The sequence below is a fragment of the Pseudomonas fluorescens genome (assembly GCF_001307155.1).
In the GTDB taxonomy this organism is placed as follows: Bacteria; Pseudomonadota; Gammaproteobacteria; order Pseudomonadales; family Pseudomonadaceae; genus Aquipseudomonas; species Aquipseudomonas helvetica.
Map to the genome: position 1 here is coordinate 557,362 of NZ_CP012830.1, position 16,432 is coordinate 573,793.

The 16,432-nt window shown below is 59.9% G+C and carries 18 protein-coding genes and 1 riboswitch; of the genes, 5 read left to right on the plus strand and 13 right to left on the minus strand.

What is annotated here, in order from left to right; genetic code table 11:
• Positions 1-2: 2 nt before the first annotated feature.
• Genes AO353_RS02615 through cobO form a run of 6 tightly spaced genes read right to left on the minus strand, consistent with a single transcriptional unit; the run spans position 3 to position 5,933 of the window.
• Entirely contained in the window at positions 3-1,454 is a 1,452-nt protein-coding gene (locus AO353_RS02615; protein WP_054593551.1) for a cobyric acid synthase, read from the minus strand.
• On the minus strand, positions 1,451-2,443 hold the full coding sequence (gene cobD, locus AO353_RS02620) for a threonine-phosphate decarboxylase CobD (RefSeq protein WP_054593552.1): 993 nt from the start codon (positions 2,441-2,443) through the stop codon (positions 1,451-1,453). Before cobD ends, AO353_RS02615 begins: the two co-directional genes overlap by 4 nt.
• Positions 2,436-3,344, minus strand: a complete 909-nt coding sequence (cbiB, locus tag AO353_RS02625; protein ID WP_054593553.1) for an adenosylcobinamide-phosphate synthase CbiB — start codon at positions 3,342-3,344, stop codon at positions 2,436-2,438. The genes cobD and cbiB overlap by 8 nt, the downstream gene beginning before the upstream one ends.
• Positions 3,341-3,991 (minus strand): 5,6-dimethylbenzimidazole synthase, encoded by a 651-nt coding sequence (gene bluB, locus AO353_RS02630; RefSeq protein ID WP_054593554.1) that lies wholly within the window; start codon positions 3,989-3,991, stop codon positions 3,341-3,343. Before bluB ends, cbiB begins: the two co-directional genes overlap by 4 nt.
• The gene (locus AO353_RS02635) at positions 3,988-5,325 is read right to left on the minus strand and encodes a cobyrinate a,c-diamide synthase (RefSeq protein ID WP_054593555.1); all 1,338 of its coding nucleotides are present in this window, start codon (positions 5,323-5,325) and stop codon (positions 3,988-3,990) included. The genes bluB and AO353_RS02635 overlap by 4 nt, the downstream gene beginning before the upstream one ends.
• Positions 5,322-5,933 (minus strand): cob(I)yrinic acid a,c-diamide adenosyltransferase, encoded by a 612-nt coding sequence (gene cobO / locus AO353_RS02640; RefSeq protein WP_054593556.1) that lies wholly within the window; start codon positions 5,931-5,933, stop codon positions 5,322-5,324. The genes AO353_RS02635 and cobO overlap by 4 nt, the downstream gene beginning before the upstream one ends.
• An 80-nt stretch (positions 5,934-6,013) precedes the next feature.
• Positions 6,014-6,249, minus strand: a riboswitch (cobalamin riboswitch).
• Between the two features lie 157 nt (positions 6,250-6,406).
• Here cobO and AO353_RS02645 point away from each other — a divergent pair.
• Complete coding sequence (locus AO353_RS02645) at positions 6,407-6,991, plus strand: hypothetical protein (protein ID WP_054593557.1); 585 nt, start codon at positions 6,407-6,409, stop codon at positions 6,989-6,991.
• A 27-nt stretch (positions 6,992-7,018) separates the two neighbouring features.
• On the opposite strand, the gene AO353_RS02650 is transcribed toward AO353_RS02645, so the two are convergent.
• The 6 genes from AO353_RS02650 to AO353_RS02675 all read right to left on the minus strand — a co-directional run bounded on the left by AO353_RS02650 (position 7,019) and on the right by AO353_RS02675 (position 12,325).
• Positions 7,019-7,681: an O-methyltransferase gene (locus tag AO353_RS02650; RefSeq protein WP_054593558.1), complete on the minus strand. Its 663-nt coding sequence runs from the start codon at positions 7,679-7,681 to the stop codon at positions 7,019-7,021.
• A gap of 15 nt (positions 7,682-7,696) precedes the next feature.
• The gene (locus AO353_RS02655; protein ID WP_054593559.1) at positions 7,697-8,230 is read right to left on the minus strand and encodes a C40 family peptidase; all 534 of its coding nucleotides are present in this window, start codon (positions 8,228-8,230) and stop codon (positions 7,697-7,699) included.
• A 165-nt stretch (positions 8,231-8,395) separates the two neighbouring features.
• Positions 8,396-9,019 (minus strand): C40 family peptidase, encoded by a 624-nt coding sequence (locus AO353_RS02660; protein WP_054593560.1) that lies wholly within the window; start codon positions 9,017-9,019, stop codon positions 8,396-8,398.
• Between the two features lie 213 nt (positions 9,020-9,232).
• A complete protein-coding gene (hda, locus tag AO353_RS02665) occupies positions 9,233-9,937 on the minus strand; it encodes a DnaA regulatory inactivator Hda (RefSeq protein ID WP_008033543.1) in 705 nt (234 codons plus the stop codon).
• A 232-nt stretch (positions 9,938-10,169) separates the two neighbouring features.
• Positions 10,170-11,240 carry an AI-2E family transporter gene (locus AO353_RS02670; protein WP_054593561.1) on the minus strand — a complete coding sequence of 357 codons (1,071 nt, stop codon included), beginning with the start codon at positions 11,238-11,240 and terminating at the stop codon, positions 10,170-10,172.
• A 35-nt stretch (positions 11,241-11,275) separates the two neighbouring features.
• Entirely contained in the window at positions 11,276-12,325 is a 1,050-nt protein-coding gene (locus tag AO353_RS02675) for a DUF2066 domain-containing protein (protein WP_173860021.1), read from the minus strand.
• Positions 12,326-12,710: 385 nt separating this feature from the next.
• Between AO353_RS02675 and purM the strand changes: the two genes are divergently transcribed.
• The 4 genes from purM to AO353_RS02695 all read left to right on the plus strand — a co-directional run bounded on the left by purM (position 12,711) and on the right by AO353_RS02695 (position 15,609).
• Entirely contained in the window at positions 12,711-13,769 is a 1,059-nt protein-coding gene (purM, locus tag AO353_RS02680) for a phosphoribosylformylglycinamidine cyclo-ligase (RefSeq protein ID WP_054593563.1), read from the plus strand.
• A gap of 11 nt (positions 13,770-13,780) precedes the next feature.
• On the plus strand, positions 13,781-14,431 hold the full coding sequence (gene purN, locus AO353_RS02685) for a phosphoribosylglycinamide formyltransferase (RefSeq protein ID WP_054598160.1): 651 nt from the start codon (positions 13,781-13,783) through the stop codon (positions 14,429-14,431).
• An 8-nt stretch (positions 14,432-14,439) separates the two neighbouring features.
• Complete coding sequence (locus AO353_RS02690; RefSeq protein ID WP_054593564.1) at positions 14,440-15,153, plus strand: DUF3108 domain-containing protein; 714 nt, start codon at positions 14,440-14,442, stop codon at positions 15,151-15,153.
• 267 nt (positions 15,154-15,420) lie between these two features.
• Positions 15,421-15,609 carry a hypothetical protein gene (locus tag AO353_RS02695; protein ID WP_054593565.1) on the plus strand — a complete coding sequence of 63 codons (189 nt, stop codon included), beginning with the start codon at positions 15,421-15,423 and terminating at the stop codon, positions 15,607-15,609.
• Positions 15,610-15,865: 256 nt separating this feature from the next.
• Here AO353_RS02695 and AO353_RS02700 read toward each other — a convergent pair whose 3' ends face one another.
• The gene (locus AO353_RS02700; protein WP_054593566.1) at positions 15,866-16,408 is read right to left on the minus strand and encodes a DUF2058 domain-containing protein; all 543 of its coding nucleotides are present in this window, start codon (positions 16,406-16,408) and stop codon (positions 15,866-15,868) included.
• Between the last annotated feature and the right edge of the window lie 24 nt (positions 16,409-16,432).

Genomic DNA, 16,432 nt, shown 5'->3' on the forward strand with positions numbered 1-16,432 from the left:
CCTTAGAGCCCACAAAGTTCGCGTAAATAGCCCGTATCAAGATGCTTTTCCACCAAATCCGCCAACCGCTCGATATCGCGCTCGCGCAAGGCGTGGTAATCGACTTCCTGTACGTCCTGCAAACCGGCCCAGCGCAACAGCGCGCTGCATGCCGCCGGGGACTCGAACAGGCCGTGCAAATACGTGCCGAGCACCTGTCCGTCAGCACTTCGGGCTCCATCGTTGCGACCGTCATCCAGCAACACCGCCGCCTGCTCCAAAGCACTACCGGTGGTAACCCCGGCGTGAATTTCATAACCGCTGACTTCAGCGTTTTCCAACGCCAGATGTCCGCGCACATTGCGCAGCTGCTTCTCTTCTTCGAGCACGGTTTCGAAAGCCAGCAAACCAAGACCAGTACTGGAGCCCGCCGCGCCTTCCAACCCCAGCGGGTCGTGCACGTGCTCGCCGAGCATTTGCAGGCCACCACATATGCCGAGCAACTTGCCGCCGTACCGCAAATGGCGGGTAATGGCAGCGTCCCAACCGTTGGCGCGCAAGTAGTGCAGGTCGCTGCGCACGCTCTTCGAGCCCGGCAGGATGATCAGGTCGGCAGGCGGAATCGGCTGACCTGGCCCGATGAATTGCAGATCGACCTGCGGATGCAGACGCAGTGGATCGAAGTCGGTGTGGTTGCTGATTCGCGGTAACACCGGCACCACCACGTTGAGCACCTGCTCGGCCTTATCGGCCTGGCGCTGATCGATGCCGTCTTCGGCTTCCAGATGCAAATCCATGACATACGGCAGCACGCCGATCACCGGTTTGCCGGTGCGTTCTTCCAGCCAGTCGAGGCCTGGCTGCAGCAAGGCGATATCGCCGCGAAAACGGTTGATGATGAAGCCTTTGACCCGCGCCTGCTCAGTGGCTGACAGCAACTCCAGTGTGCCCACCAAATGCGCAAATACCCCGCCGCGATTGATGTCGGCGATCAGCACCACCGGACAATCCACCGCTTCGGCGAACCCCATGTTGGCAATGTCGCCAGCGCGCAAATTGATTTCGGCGGGTGAACCGGCGCCTTCGACCATCACCACCGGATAGGCTGCACTCAAGCGTTGGTGAGAAGCGAGCACCGCTTGCATGGCGATGGCTTTGTAGTCGTGGTAGGCGACTGCGTTCATGGTGGTCACGGCACGCCCGTGAATGATCACTTGCGCGCCGGTATCGCTATTGGGCTTGAGCAGCACCGGGTTCATGTCGGTGTGTGGCTCAAGGTTGGCCGCTTGGGCCTGCACGGCTTGAGCGCGGCCGATTTCGCCGCCGTCGGCGGTTACCGCACTGTTGAGCGCCATGTTCTGCGGCTTGAACGGCACCACGCGAACACCCTGGCGCGTCAGCCAACGGCACAACGCGGTTACCAGGGTACTTTTGCCGGCGTCCGAGGTGGTGCCCTGCACCATCAACGTGGTCATGAGGTTTCCTCGGTGTAGGCTTCAAAAGCGTGCTCGAGGCGCTGCCAATCGGCGTCATCGGCCGGCAAGCCGAACCGCAGGCTGCTGTTGTGGGTGAACAGGCGCAGCAAGATGCCGCGCCGGGCCATGAATTCGTGCAGATGCTCTGCGTGATCGGTGACCAGCCATTGAAACAACGCACAACCACCGTGCGGCTTGAAGCCATGGCGCTCGAGGACTTCAGCCAGACGCTGGCTCGCTTCTTCACTGCGCAGACGCTGGCGAGCATGACCTTGGGTGTCACGCAAACAGACCTGACCCAATACCCGGGTCGGCCCGCTGACCGCCCAAGGACCGACCTGCTCGGCGAGCAGTTTGAGCAACTTGCGCTCAGCCAGCACAAAACCCAATCGCACCCCGGCCAGGCCGAAAAACTTGCCGAACGAACGCAAGACGATCAAACCGACCTGATCGGCATAAGACGACAGACTCAGCTGCGGGGTGTTGTCCATGAACGCTTCGTCAACCACCAGCCAGCCGCCGCGCTGCGCCAGCCTTGCATGCCAGTCGAGCAGGCGTTCCGGGGTCAGGCTCAGACCGGTGGGATTGTTCGGGTTAACCACCACCAGCACGTCGAGGCTATCGAGGAAAAAGTCGACTTCCTGCTCCAGCACTTCACGCACGACGTAGCCGTTGCGACGCCAGGCTTCGGCATGCTCGGCATAACAGGGCGAGAGCACGCCGACTTTGCCGGCGCGACGCAGGCGTGGCAGCAACTGGATCGCCGCCTGGGAGCCCGCGACCGGCAGCACCTGCGAGGCGCCATAGTACTCGCGTGCAGCCTGCTCCAGGCCGTCATCGGTTTCCGGCAAGCGTGCCCAGGCCCGTAACGGGATGTCCGGGATTGCCCACGGCCAAGGTGCCAGACCGCTGGACAAGTCGAGCCAATCGGCTTCGGCGATGCCGTACCGCAACGCCGCCTTGCGCAAGCGGCCACCGTGCTCAAGCATAAATCTCGGCTCCCACACAGAGGATCAGCAACCAAAGCCATACCCCACGCTGAACCAGCTGCCAGCCGCGATCGATGGAGTTGGCGTCTGCCGGCACACCTTCGCCCAGCTGTGGACGCTGATGCAGTTCACCGTGATAGATCGCCGCCCCGCCCAACTCGACGCCCAGAGCGCCCGCGCCAGCGGCCATCACCGGCCCGGCGTTCGGGCTGTCCCAGGTCGGCCCCTGCGTGCGCCAGCATTTGAGCGCCAAACGGGTTTTACCCAGCAGTGCGTAGGTCAAAGCCACCAGGCGCGCCGGAATATAGTTGAGCACATCGTCGATTTTCGCCGCCGCCCAGCCGAAGCGTTCAAAGCGCTCGTTGCGATAACCCCACATGGCGTCCAGGGTATTGCTCAGTCGATAGAGCACAACGCCCGGCGCACCCGCGACGACAAACCAGAACAGCGCGGCGAATACCGCGTCGCTGCCATTTTCCAGAACCGATTCGGTGGCGGCACGGGCCACTTCGGTCGAGTCCAGCTCACTGGTCTGACGACTGACCAGATAGCCGACACGCTTGCGTGCTTCATCCAGGTCGTCGCTGCGCAGGGCCTGAGCCACCGGCTCGACATGCTCACTGAGGCTGCGCAGACCGAGGGCGCAATACAACGCGAGAATCTCGACGATCCAGCCTAAATAAGGCAGCCAGGACAATGCAGTGATCAACAGGGTCAGCGGCAGTACGGCAATTACCCAGGCCGTAACGCCGTGACTGCGCCAGCCACGGCCGGCGGAGTTGAAACGTTGCTCGATACGATCGGCAAAACGGCCGAACGCCACCAGCGGATGCCAGCGCTTGGGTTCGCCCAGCAGCGCATCCAGCGCTACGCCGGCGACACTCAGCAACGCCACACTCATTGACTCACTCCCCAAAAATTCTCGTACAACAGTTCACTTAGCGGACGCGCCTGCGCCCAGCCTTCAAGGACTAACATCGGCGCCGGGTAAAATTCCTTGACCGGTCCCAGGCACAACACCGCCAGCGGCTTGGCCCCCGGCGGCAGTCCGAGCAGATCCGCCAAGGCTTGCGGTTCGAACAACGAGACCCAGCCCATGCCCAGACCTTCGGCACGGGACGCCAGCCAAAGATTCTGGATCGCGCAGGACAACGACGCCATGTCCATTTCAGGCAAAGTCCGACGGCCAAAGATATGCCGCTCGCGATCATCCATCAGCGCGGCAACCAGCACTTCGGCGCAATCGTTGATGCCTTCGACTTTCAGCTTCATGAAGTCGTCGGAGCGTTCGCCCAGCGCCTCGGCGGTGCGTACCCGCTCCTCTTCCACCAGTTGCTGGATCCTGCCGCGTAACGCTCGGTCGCTGATGCGGATGAACCGCCAGGGCTGCATCAAACCGACACTTGGCGCCCGATGCGCCGCTTCGAGCAACCGCCGAAGCAGCTCGGGCTCGACGCTGCCACCACTGAAGTGACGCATGTCGCGACGCTCGGCAATCGCGCGATACACCGCTTCGCGTTCGGCCTCGGAAAATGCGTTGTCGGTCATGGCCGCTTCGCGGGCGAGCCCGCCTCTACAAGATTCAGGTCTGGCGCAAACAGCGCGGCGATCGCGGATGGATTGGACGGGAAATAAAAATGCACATAAGACGCCGTCATCCGCCCCTCACGGTAAACCGCCTCGGCACCGCGCCCGCCATTAGGGCTCAGGCCGCGAGCGATCGGCTCAAGCTCGGTGCTGGTCAATGAATGATGGTAGGTGTGGCCACGCAACGCGCCTTCAGGTAACTCGACCGCTTGCAGGGCCAACGCAGCCAGACGCTTTTGCATCACTGCATCACCGGCCAGCAGCCCCAGCAACTCAGCGCGCGTGCCATCGACATCGGTCAGTGAGTCGAGCAGATACAACATGCCGCCACATTCGGCCAGCAACGGCCTGCCAGCGGCGTGGTGTGCGCGAATGGCATCGAGCATTGTGCGGTTTTCAGCCAACGCCACGTGGTGCAATTCCGGATAACCACCGGGCAGATACAGGCTGTCCGCTTCAGGCAGTTCACGGTCATGGATCGGCGAGAAGAATCGCAACTCGGCGCCCATCGCCCGCAACAAGTCGAGGCTTGCGCCATACGTGAAGGCAAACGCTTCATCGCGAGCCACCGCGATTCGCACACCGGCCAACAATGGCTCGGCGGTAATCACGTCAGGCGCAGCGAACTCGACGGCAGGCGGCAATGTCACTTCGCAGCTGCTGGCCAACGCCTCGGCCGCAGCGTCGAGGCGCAGATCGAGGTCATTCAATTCACTGGCCTGGACCAGCCCCAAGTGACGGCTAGGCAATTCGATTCCGGTTTCCCGGGACAAGGCGCCGTACCAGCGCAAGCCTTCAGTGAGGCTGCCTTCGAGCAATTGCGCGTGACGCAAGGTGCCGACGCGGTTGGCCAAGACACCAGCAAACGGCAAGTCCGGCTGATAACGTGCGAGCCCCAACGCCAGCGCGCCGAAGGTCTGAGCCATGGCGGTGCCATCGATCACGCCCAGCACCGGCACACCGAAATGCCGCGCCAGATCGGCGCTGGACGGCGTGCCATCGAACAACCCCATCACGCCTTCGATCAAAATCAGATCAGCCTCAGCGGCGGCTTCCCACAACAGCCGGCGACTTTCCTGCTCGCCGACCATCCACATGTCCAATTGATAGACGGGGGCACCGCTGGCGCGCTCGAGAATCATCGGGTCGAGAAAGTCCGGGCCGCATTTGAACACCCGGACCTTGCGCCCCTGATTGCGATGCAAACGGGCCAGCGCCGCGGTGACAGTGGTCTTGCCCTGACCGGAAGCCGGCGCGGCAATCAGTACCGCCGGGCAAAAACGCGGCTCACTCACAGCTCAACGCCTTTCTGCGCTTTGATCCCGGCCTGGAAAGCATGCTTGATCATGCCCATTTCGGTAACGGTATCGGCCAGTTCGATCATTTCCGGCTTGGCACCACGACCGGTGACTACCACGTGCTGCATCGGCGGACGCGCCTGCAAGTCGCTGAGCACCTGATCAAGGTCCAGATAACCGTGCTTGAGGGCGATATTCAGTTCATCGAGCACCACCAGACCAATGGCCGGGTCACGCAGCAATTCGCGGGAGACGTCCCATGCGGCCTCGGCGGCGGCGATATCGCGCTGGCGATCCTGGGTTTCCCAGGTGAAACCTTCGCCCATCACGTGGAAGCGCACTTGTTCCGGGAACCGGCGGAAGAACAGCTCCTCGCCGGTACTGCTGCGCCCCTTGATGAACTGCACCACGCCGCACTGCATGCCGTGGCCCATCGCCCGGGCGAGCATGCCGAACGCAGAACTGCTTTTGCCCTTGCCGTTGCCGGACAGGACCAGCAGCAAGCCGCATTCATTCGGCGAGTTGGCAATGCGCTCATCGATCACGGCTTTCTTGCGCAGCATGCGTGCCAGATGGCGTTCGTCACGATCGGGGGAATCAGTCATGGGGGAGCTCTCCGTTGAGGCTGGATAACGGCGGGCAGGCATAGAAATAGACGGCAAGAAGCCTGGCATCGCCCACCGTGATGCCGCTGGATGGATCAGGCCGGTCTCCGGGCTCATGAGCGGCTGACGCCTGACTGCGCGCCTTCCCATATCGACCTTCGACACAGTGGCTCAAAGCGCAGCTTTTACTCATTTACCGTTGCGGGGGCAGCGCCGGGATCGTCGCCCGCTCTGTCAAAGAACGCGCCCTCACCGGCTTCCCTGTTTCACTCGGTCGACCACAGGGTCACAGAGCACCTGAAACAAGTCGCGAAGGTTAGAGGGTTGGGGGTGGAGCGTCAATTAAAGCCGGGGGCTCATCAATGGATAGAAACCGATCCCGATCAATAAACTGGCGCCAATCTTGTGCCACACTGAAAGCAGTGATATCAAAGAGCCACAACCTTACATTACAAGAACAAAGAGGGGGCAACATGCAAGGCATGATCATCAGTAACCCGAAGCTGGAATTCCTGCGCCCGGTACTGGAACGCTGGTTCGAGTGCATCGACCGTTACAACGCGGTACGCGGCGATAACGAAAGCCCTTACTGGTTTGACGAACGCGCCAACCTGAGCCTGCTTTCGGCGGCGGCGTGGATGGCAGAAATGGTCACCCTTGAACAGACTCCGACAAAAAAGCAGATCGAGGAAGGCGAGCGTAATGGCCGCGCCGACCTGTTTATCGCCAGTGGAGAAGAACGCGCCTACCTTCAAGCCACGCAACGCTGGCCGCGAGTCAACAACCTGAATCTGACCCAGGCCTTGCTCGATGTCGTGAGCGATGCGAAAAAAATCAGCTACGCCAGCGACCTGAAGCTCGGCTGCCTGTTCGTCGCCCCACAAAAAGCCCAGCACAGCCCTACGCCGGAAGAACTCCAGGACATGGTCGACGATCTGCAAAAGGAACACACCTGCGCAGTGGCCTGGTACTTTCCCTACGCCTATCGCAAATTGCACAACGAAGCCGGCAACTACCATCCAGGCATCGCGGTATTGCTCAAAGAGGCCCGCGGCTGACGGGTTGAACCTTACACCGATCCGGGGCTAGCGCTTGCGGCACAAGGTCAGACCATCACCCAACGGCAACAACGACAGATCGACACGCGAGTCATCCTTCAAGGCACGATTAAGCGCCTGGATGGCTCGGGTGTCTTCGCTCGCAGGGTTTTCCTCCAGTACTCGTCCACTCCACAGCGTGTTGTCGAATACCGCCAGCCCACCACTTCGCAGCAGCCGCAAAGCGCTTTCCAGATAAGCCGGATAGTTGGCCTTGTCGGCATCGATGAAGATCAGATCGAAGCAACCGCCCTGTCCTTGCTGCTCAAGTTGAGCCAGGGTTTGCAACGCGGGGGCCAAACGCAAATCGATGCGCCCGGCGAGCCCAGCCTCTTGCCAGTAACGGCGCGCAGTGGCGTTGTAGTCTCCGGGAATGTCACAGCAGATCAACGAACCGTCATCCGGCAAGGCGGCCGCCATGCACAAGGCGCTGTAACCGGTGAAGGTACCGACTTCAAGCAAGCGCCTGGCGCCCGTCAGCTTGACCAGCAAGGCGAGGAACTGACCTTGCTCGGGCGCCACCTGCCAGCGCGCCATGGGCAGTGCCTGGGTTTCGTCACGCAAGCGGCGTTGCAGCGGCGTTTCGCGCAGGGAAACGTCGAGCAGGTAGTTATAAAGGGAATCGTCAAGATTGAGTGTGCGAGCGGTCATCACAACCTCTGCGAACTAGAAATTGTGCGCCAGATGCTCAGGCTCGATAACACGCTTGGCGCTCAGGTAGGCTCTCTGCCAATAGGCCTTGGACAAACTGTCGAGCTTCACCGTACCACCCGTGGCGGGCGCATGCACGAAGCGACCTTCACCGACGTAGATCCCGGCGTGACTGACTTGCGAGCCGCCATTGGTGGCGAAGAAGATCAGGTCACCGGTTTGTAGAGCCTCCAGGCCAACGTTCGGCGCCTGCATGCCGATCATCTCGCGAGTTGAACGTGGCAGGGAAATACCCGCTGCATCGCGGTAGACGTAACCGATCAGGCCGCTGCAATCGAAACCTGAATCCGGTGTATTGCCACCCCAACGATAAGGCGTGCCGACCAGACCCAGCGCGCGAATCAGCACGTCTTCAGCGGCAGGCGAGAACGATTGGGCGGGAGCGAAAACCGGGGCGCGAACGACTTTGACAGGCGGCGGAGTGCGGCTGGCGCAGGCGCTGAGCAGCGCTGCGAAGAAGATGAGTACAAGGCGGGCCGACATCGTCATATACAGAACATCCTGATCTGGCTGCGGCTTTCTCTGCCGAGAGGCTGAAAACAAAACCGCGTAAGCAGGGCTTACGCGGTTAGTTAGTCAACAATAGATCAGGATTCTAGCGGCTACGCGCCAAACTTCAAGTAAGACTTTAAGTTAGCCTTACAAAAAGTCCGTTTACTTGCGTGCCGTGACTGTCGTTGGTGCCATGGCGAGTGCTCGCTTGGCCTCAATGAAGGTCTTGCTCCAGTAGCTGTCGCCCAGATTATCGACCCGAACACCACCGCTGCGGCGGCTGCTGGAATGGATGAACTGGTCATCACCCAGGTAGATCCCGGCGTGACTGACGCGACCGCGACGACCATTGGTGGCGAAGAACAGCAAGTCGCCAGGCTTCAGGTTGTTGCGCGAAACCAATGGGGCATTCACGTTGATCATTTCGCGAGTGGAGCGCGGCAGGTTCATGCCAGCCTCTTCACGAAACAGATAACCGATGAAACCGCTGCAATCGAAACCGGCTTCAGAGGTGCCGCCCATGCGGTAACGGGTACCGACCAGGGACAGGCCACGCTCAAGGATGCTGTCGGCCAGAACCGGAAGCTGGTAAGGCTTGCTGCTGGCAAAGTCGGCCAGTTCTTTTTCGGTAGCCAGTTCTTCCTGATAAATAACGGAAGACTGGGCAGTCGCTGAATTTTTAATCTGCTGATCGTTTTGTTGTTGCGAGACCGGGGAATGAACCGCGCAACCAAAAAGCAGGGTGACAAGTGCGAGAGGCACGAGGGGTGCGAAGCGATTTAGCATGGGCACGACCGTGGCTGAAGTTTTAAAGATGGCGAGACTATGCCTTCTATCGTCCTCATTTGCAAATTCAATCGATCCAAATGTGACTTATCGGTTTCTCGTTAACATCTAAGCGCTTAAGCCCATTTTAAATCTGCGCGCGCCGCGAATACCCTTCCGGAAGCGGGTTTCCTGACGCCTGAAAGATGCCGAAACGCGCTACAGGCCGCGGATTTACCAGCCCAGGGTTTCTTTGAGAAAGGGGATCGTCAGCTTGCGCTGAGCCTGCAAGGAGGCCTGATCGAGGCGTTCAAGGAGCTCGAACAACGCGCTCATGCTGCGTGTACCGCGCGTCAAAATAAAATGCCCGACTTCGTCGGTCAGGTGCAGGCCGCGACGTGACGCGCGCAATTGCAGCGCACGCAACTTGTCTTCATCGGACAGTGGCCGCATCTGAAAAATCAGTGCCAGGGTCAAGCGGGATTTGAGGTCAGCCAGTTTTACCGGCAACTCGCGTGGTGAGGTTGACGCAGCGATCAGCAGGCGCCGACCACTGTCTCGCAGGCGATTGAACAGATGGAACAACGCCTCTTCCCAGTCAGCCCGCCCTGCGACTGCCTGCAAGTCATCCAGGCAGACCAGCTCGTACTGTTCAAGGTTGTCGAGGATTTCGATACCGCGATCCAGCAACTCGGCCAACGGCAGGTACACCGCCGGCTCCCCCAACTGCTCGAAGCGCAAGCACGCGGCTTGCAGCAAGTGCGTACGCCCTACGCCGTCCTTGCCCCAGAGATAGATCAGGCTTTCGGTCCACCCGGCGTCGGCTTCGCACAGCCGCTCGACATAGCCGAGTGCAGCGGCATTGGCGCCAGGGTAGTAGTTGATAAAGGTAGCGTCATCACGCAGACGCACACCTAGGGGCAGCTGAATCGGTTTCATGCTGACTGAACAGTTCAAACGAACCGTTAGTGGCCTCTGTGTAAAGTTTGCAAAGTTTATACCCGTGACGCCAGCCGCACAATGCAGCAGACCATAAGCAAAATCAAAGGTTTGCGTTAACTTGCGGGGATCACCGGGGTTTGTTTGACGGCGTATGTGACAGCCGGGAGAGTTTTACAGGCTCGCCCGGCAATGCACCGGGCGTCCTTGAGCACTTGATCGACAGGGCTGATCAATCCGAATCGTCCACACCGCTATACATGCCAGAATCTTTATATAAATCATGCAGATGGCGAACAAGCACCATGATCACCGCCGCCACTGGCAACGCCAGCAGGATCCCGGTGAAACCGAACAGTTCTCCGCCCGCCAGAATCGCAAAGATCACCGCCACCGGGTGCAGGCCAATCCGGTCCCCCACCAACAACGGGGTCAGCACCATGCCTTCCAGCGCCTGACCGACCATGAACACCGCGACAATCCCGATCATCGGATACAGATCGCCACCAAACTGAAACAACCCGGCGATCAACGCCGCGCCGATCCCGATCACAAAGCCCATGTACGGCACGATTGCTGCCAGACCGGCAATCAGACCGATCAACAGCCCCAACTCCAGTCCGACCAGCATCAGGCCCGCCGCGTAGATCACACCCAACGCCAGCATCACCAGCAACTGCCCACGAACAAATGCGCCGAGCACCTCGTGACACTCACCCGCCAGCGAGACTACACGCTCTTCACGATCACGCGGCAACAGGCTGCGGATCTTCGCCATCATCAGGTCCCAGTCGCGCAACAGGTAAAAACTCACCACCGGGATCAACACCAGATTGGCCAGCCAACCGATCAATGCCAAACCCGATGCGGTGGCCTGGCTCAGCACGATCCCGACGATGTCAGTGGCCTGCCCCATGTGCTCGGTGATCGCGGCCTTGACCTTGTCGAACTTCCAGAACCCATTCGCCAACCCTAATTTCGACTGCGCCCAGGGCATCGCCGTGTGCTGCAACCAATCAAGCATTTGTGGCGCCAGCTCATACAAGCGAAACAGCTGTTTGGCCAGCATTGGCACCAACACCAGCAACAACGTCATGACGACCAGGGTGAACAGCGCAAATACCGCGACCACACCCCAGGTTCGCGACAGGCCAAATTTCTCCAGGCGATCCACCAGCGGGTCGAACAGATAGGCCAGTAACAGCGCCACCAGGAACGGTGTAAGGATCGGATGCAACAGGTACACAAATGCGCACAGCAGGGCTATCCCACCAAGCCACACCCAACGCCGTGTATCGGCCATGAATCACTCCAGCTTCTATATAAGGAAAGAAAAATCTACCAACGGAAACTCAACTGCGCTTTGGGCGCGGGTGCCGGGGCGACCGCGGGTGCCACACCGATGACCGCAGGCTGAACCGGTGCAGGCGCAACGCCCGCCGGCACTTCTTGCAACTTCGCCAGACTCAACTGCGCTCGCAGCTGATCGGCACTGCCGTTGACGCGATACACGATCCGGTCGCCATCGACACTTTGCAGGTGCGCACCAAACGGTTCCAGCAAGCGCCCCAACACCGCGTAACGCTCCAGGTTCATGCCTTGCACCTCAAGCACCTGCTCGGTGGACGCTCCCGGCCTGGCAACGAAACGCGGTGCCAGGCGCTGACTCACCGCCAGCAGAACCGCATCGGCCACGGCCGCACTGTCGGCCCCTTGCACGCTGCCTTGCTCGCGTTGGTCACCCAGCCATAAATGCCACTTGGCCTGCCACTGACCACCCTCTTCCCGCGCATGCACCGCCAACAGAGCGTCCGCGCCGTAACGTTCAGAGATGCCATGCAGCGGCGCCGGATCATTGCCTTCCAGATGCGGCGCGGTGGCGACGATCTGCTCGTTCAGGTCACCCAGCGGCAGGCGCAACGGCAGCCCCCGATGCTGTGCAGCACGCCGCAGCGGCGCGGCACTGGCCTGACCGTCGCCCACCAGGCTTGAGCCTTCGGTCGAATCGTTCAGCCACCAGCCGAGAATCGACGGCCGATTGGCACCCCACAAGGCCAGGCCTGCCTGACGCAGCGCCCGATCGGTGCTGACCGGATCGAAATCGACTTGCAGGCTTTCCGGCGGTCCGGCGTCGTAGCCATATCGGCTGATGATCTGCTGCGGGTCCTTGCGAATCGCCGCCAGCCCGGGGCTCTGTGTTGCCTTGGCATCACCGGTCAGACGCAGCACCAGGGTATCCAGCGCACGCTGGGTGGCCTGATCGCGCTCCTCCGGGGTCTGACTGCTGACCGGCTCGCGCACTTGATAGAGACCGTTAACGGTTTGGGCATGACTCGCCAGGCTGACCAACGACAAACAGCCCACAAACAGTAATTTACACAAACGCATGGAGGATTCCCGACGACAAAAAGCGGCTGGAACAGACCGCATGAACAGACTTGAGCAAGGCTGTGACCGCCGGCCTGCGCAAAACATTCACGCAATCGATGGAAGTTTTCACTCTGTCATAACGATAGCCGGTTAACGGCTATACCTTATACAGCCACGAGCGAGGTCACCAGCACGGGCATTTTCGGTTTTTTTAACACGATATGCCTCTGCCCGTCGGCCCGAGGATGGCCGCTGCCCCTCAAGCCTGATAAAATCGCGCGCCTTCGTAGACCGGCAACGGCTGGGTACTCTGAAATACTTGCGCGGCAATCGTGCCAGACGTATTTCAGCGCACTCGCCGAACTCGGTCGTTACCCCTGAATCCCCCCTAAAGGCCTGGATCATGAGCAAGCAACCCTCCCTGAGCTACAAGGACGCCGGTGTAGACATCGACGCCGGTGAAGCATTGGTCGAACGCATCAAGAGCGTCGCCAAGCGCACTGCGCGCCCGGAAGTCATGGGCGGCCTGGGCGGTTTCGGCGCCCTCTGCGAAATCCCGGCTGGCTACAAGCAGCCCGTGCTGGTATCCGGCACCGACGGCGTCGGCACCAAGCTGCGCCTGGCTCTGAACCTGAACAAGCACGACAGCATCGGCATCGACCTGGTTGCCATGTGCGTCAACGACCTGGTGGTCTGCGGTGCCGAACCGCTGTTCTTCCTCGACTACTACGCCACCGGCAAACTGAACGTCGACACCGCCGCTCAAGTCGTCACCGGCATCGGTGCTGGCTGCGAACTGTCCGGCTGCTCGCTGGTGGGCGGTGAAACCGCTGAAATGCCTGGCATGTACGAAGGCGAAGACTACGATCTGGCCGGCTTCTGCGTGGGCGTGGTCGAGAAGTCGGAAATCATCGACGGTTCGAAAGTTGCCGCTGGCGATGCCCTGCTCGCCCTGCCGTCTTCCGGCCCACACTCCAACGGCTACTCGCTGATCCGCAAGATCATCGAAGTGTCGGGTGCAGACATCGAAAACATCCAGCTCGACGGCAAGCCGCTGACCGACCTGCTGATGGCGCCAACCCGTATCTACGTCAAGCCGCTGCTCAAGCTGATCAAAGACACCGGCGCAGTCAAGGCCATGGCCCACATCACCGGTGGCGGCCTGCTCGACAACATCCCGCGCGTCCTGCCAAAAGGCGCCCAGGCGGTGGTTGACGTAGCGAGCTGGACCCGTCCGGCCGTGTTTGACTGGCTGCAAGAGAAAGGCAACGTCGACGAAACCGAAATGCACCGCGTGCTGAACTGCGGCGTCGGCATGGTGATCTGTGTGGCCCAGGAACACGTTGAAACCGCCCTGAACGTACTGCGTGAAGCCGGCGAGCAGCCTTGGGTCATCGGTCAGATCGCTACCGCTGCCAAAGGTGCGGCTCAGGTTGAACTGAAGAACCTCAAGGCGCATTGATGCAAGAGCAGATGTCCGCCACCTGTGATGTTGTGGTGCTGTTGTCCGGCTCCGGCAGTAACTTGCAGGCCTTGATCGACGACGCGCAGAACGCGGACACCCCTGTGCGCATTCGCGCGGTGATCTCAAACCGCGCTGATGCCTACGGCCTTCAGCGCGCCAGGGACGCGGGCATCGACACCCGCACCCTGGATCACAAGGCTTTCGAAGGTCGCGAGGCTTTCGATGCCGCCTTGATCGAATTGATCGACGCCTTCCAACCCAAACTTGTGGTGCTGGCAGGATTCATGCGCATTCTCAGCGCTGATTTCGTCCGTCACTATCAGGGTCGCCTGCTCAATATCCATCCATCGCTGCTACCCAAATACAAAGGGTTACACACTCATCAGCGAGCGCTGGAAGCCGGCGACACCGAACATGGCTGCAGCGTGCACTTCGTCACCGAGGAACTCGATGGCGGACCACTGGTCGTACAGGCAGTAATACCGGTAGAGTTGCACGATACGCCGCAAAGTCTGGCGCAACGGGTTCACGCCCGCGAACACCAGATTTACCCGATGGCCGTACGCTGGTTTGCCGAGGGCCGACTGAGCCTTGGCGAACAGGGTGCTTTACTGGATGGTCAGTTACTCGCGGCCAGCGGTCACTTGATTCGAAACTAGGAGATTTTATGCGTCGCGCCCTGCTCTTCGCTTGTGCTCTGCTCGCCCTGCCCCTTGCGCAGGCGGCAGACCTTCAACCGTTCTCCGCCAGCTACACCGCCGACTGGAAGCAACTCCCGATGAGCGGTTCGGCCGAACGCAGCCTGTCGAAAAATGATAACGGCTCCTGGACCTTGAATTTCAAGGCCTCCATGCTGGTCGCCAGCCTGACCGAAGAAAGCACCCTGAAGCTGGACAAGGACGCCTTGCTGCCCCAGTCATATCGCTTCGAACGCGGCGGCCTGGGTAAAGCCAAGAAGGTCAATCTTGACTTCGACTGGACCACCAAGATGGTCACCGGCACTGATCGCGGCGATCCGGTCAAGGTACCGCTCAACACCGGTATGCTGGACAAGTCCACCTACCAACTGGCGCTGCAGCGCGATGTAGCCGCCGGCAAAAAAAGCATGAGCTACCAAGTGGTCGAAGGTGAAGACACCGACACCTATGACTTCCGCGTGATTGGCCAGGAAAAAGTCCAGACCAAAGCGGGCTCGGTCGATGCGATCAAGGTCGAACGTGTTCGCGACCCGACACAGAACAAACGCATCACCGAAATGTGGTTCGCCAAGGACTGGGGCTACATCCTGGTAGCCCTGCGCCAGGTCGAGACCGACGGCAAGGAGTACAACATCATGCTCCTCGACGGTACGGTTGACGGCAAGGCTGTCAAAGGCAGCTAAGCAAGCAGCTCGAAATGAAGAAGCCTCGCGATTGCGAGGCTTTTTTTCGCCTGTCGTTTTGTGTCCAAGCCCTTGGAAACATGAAACTTCTGTCATGAAACCCGACGCCCTGCGACCGAATGTCACGGCCTGCAAGGGCTGCGGGATTTTTTCAATTTCTGCAAAAGATCGTTACCGACCGCAGGCATTTACTTAGCAAGCTAACAAAATATATAACAAAGGCCTGCACACGCCTTGCTGCAGAACCATTGAGATTGGAGCCAGCAGATGACTGTAAAAGTAACTGAACGCGACGATTCACATAAATCCCACGAAGGCGTAGCCGCCGGCATCCGGATCTGGGACGTCTATCAACAAGACATGCTGGTGGGGATGTTCCACTCCGAGAGCGATGCCCACAGCTACAAGGCCGAACTGGAAAATCTGGAACAGCAACGAGACGCCCGTTCCGTGTAATGACCGCATTGAAAACCACAAACCCCGCCAATGAGCGCAATGCTGTTCACTTAAGCCGATGTTTCAGGCACAACCGCAGTTGTGGCGAGGGAGCTTGCTCCCGCTGGGGCGCGAAGCGGCCCTGAATTGGGCCTGCTACGCAGTCCAGCGGGAGCAAGCTCCCTCGCCACAGATACTTCTCAGGCCTCCAGACTTCCTTAAGTGAACAGCATTACGCCAATGAGCGGGGTTTGTCGTTGTTGCAACCTTTAAAGGCTTACCACATCAGATCGTCAGGGATCTGATAGGCCGCGTACGGATCGTCTTCGGCGCTGACTTCTTCTGTCTTCACATTCAGTTGCACGATACGTTGTGGATCGCGCTCCTGGATCTTCAGAGCCGCTTCACGCGGGATCACTTCGTAACCGCCGGCGTGATGCACGATCGCCAGGGAACCGCTGCTGAGCTTGTTGCGCATCAGGGTGTTGACGCAGATGCGCTTGACCTTCTTGTCGTCCACGAAGTTGTAGTAGTCCTCGGTGGTCAACTTCGGCAAGCGCGAGACTTCGATCAATTGCTTGACCTGTGCGGCACGGGCCTTCTGCTCGGCCTTTTCCTGCTGCTGGCGATTGAGTTCCTGGTCGCGCTTGACCTTCTCGGCCATGGCCTCCTGGGCCGCGCGTTGCTGGGAATCATCGAGTTCGATCTGACCTTTGTGGGCCAGACGTTGCTGCTTCTGTTTTTCTTTGCCGACCTGCTTGGCCTGCTTTTGGTTGACCAGCCCTGCTTTGAGCAACTGGTCGCGAAGGGAAAGGCTCATGGTGCTTACTCACTTAGGCAACAG

What these genes read in the sequence shown, in the direction of transcription:
- AO353_RS02615 (WP_054593551.1), bottom strand. Translation starts at nt 1,454, where the DNA reads ATGACCACGTTGATGGTGCAGGGCACCACCTCGGACGCCGGCAAAAGT.
- cobD (WP_054593552.1), bottom strand. Translation starts at nt 2,443, where the DNA reads ATGCTTGAGCACGGTGGCCGCTTGCGCAAGGCGGCGTTGCGGTACGGC.
- cbiB (WP_054593553.1), bottom strand. Translation starts at nt 3,344, where the DNA reads ATGAGTGTGGCGTTGCTGAGTGTCGCCGGCGTAGCGCTGGATGCGCTG.
- bluB (WP_054593554.1), bottom strand. Translation starts at nt 3,991, where the DNA reads ATGACCGACAACGCATTTTCCGAGGCCGAACGCGAAGCGGTGTATCGC.
- cobO (WP_054593556.1), bottom strand. Translation starts at nt 5,933, where the DNA reads ATGACTGATTCCCCCGATCGTGACGAACGCCATCTGGCACGCATGCTG.
- AO353_RS02645 (WP_054593557.1), top strand. Translation starts at nt 6,407, where the DNA reads ATGCAAGGCATGATCATCAGTAACCCGAAGCTGGAATTCCTGCGCCCG.
- AO353_RS02650 (WP_054593558.1), bottom strand. Translation starts at nt 7,681, where the DNA reads ATGACCGCTCGCACACTCAATCTTGACGATTCCCTTTATAACTACCTG.
- AO353_RS02655 (WP_054593559.1), bottom strand. Translation starts at nt 8,230, where the DNA reads ATGACGATGTCGGCCCGCCTTGTACTCATCTTCTTCGCAGCGCTGCTC.
- AO353_RS02660 (WP_054593560.1), bottom strand. Translation starts at nt 9,019, where the DNA reads ATGCTAAATCGCTTCGCACCCCTCGTGCCTCTCGCACTTGTCACCCTG.
- hda (WP_008033543.1), bottom strand. Translation starts at nt 9,937, where the DNA reads ATGAAACCGATTCAGCTGCCCCTAGGTGTGCGTCTGCGTGATGACGCT.
- AO353_RS02670 (WP_054593561.1), bottom strand. Translation starts at nt 11,240, where the DNA reads ATGGCCGATACACGGCGTTGGGTGTGGCTTGGTGGGATAGCCCTGCTG.
- AO353_RS02675 (WP_173860021.1), bottom strand. Translation starts at nt 12,325, where the DNA reads ATGCGTTTGTGTAAATTACTGTTTGTGGGCTGTTTGTCGTTGGTCAGC.
- purM (WP_054593563.1), top strand. Translation starts at nt 12,711, where the DNA reads ATGAGCAAGCAACCCTCCCTGAGCTACAAGGACGCCGGTGTAGACATC.
- purN (WP_054598160.1), top strand. Translation starts at nt 13,781, where the DNA reads ATGTCCGCCACCTGTGATGTTGTGGTGCTGTTGTCCGGCTCCGGCAGT.
- AO353_RS02690 (WP_054593564.1), top strand. Translation starts at nt 14,440, where the DNA reads ATGCGTCGCGCCCTGCTCTTCGCTTGTGCTCTGCTCGCCCTGCCCCTT.
- AO353_RS02695 (WP_054593565.1), top strand. Translation starts at nt 15,421, where the DNA reads ATGACTGTAAAAGTAACTGAACGCGACGATTCACATAAATCCCACGAA.
- AO353_RS02700 (WP_054593566.1), bottom strand. Translation starts at nt 16,408, where the DNA reads ATGAGCCTTTCCCTTCGCGACCAGTTGCTCAAAGCAGGGCTGGTCAAC.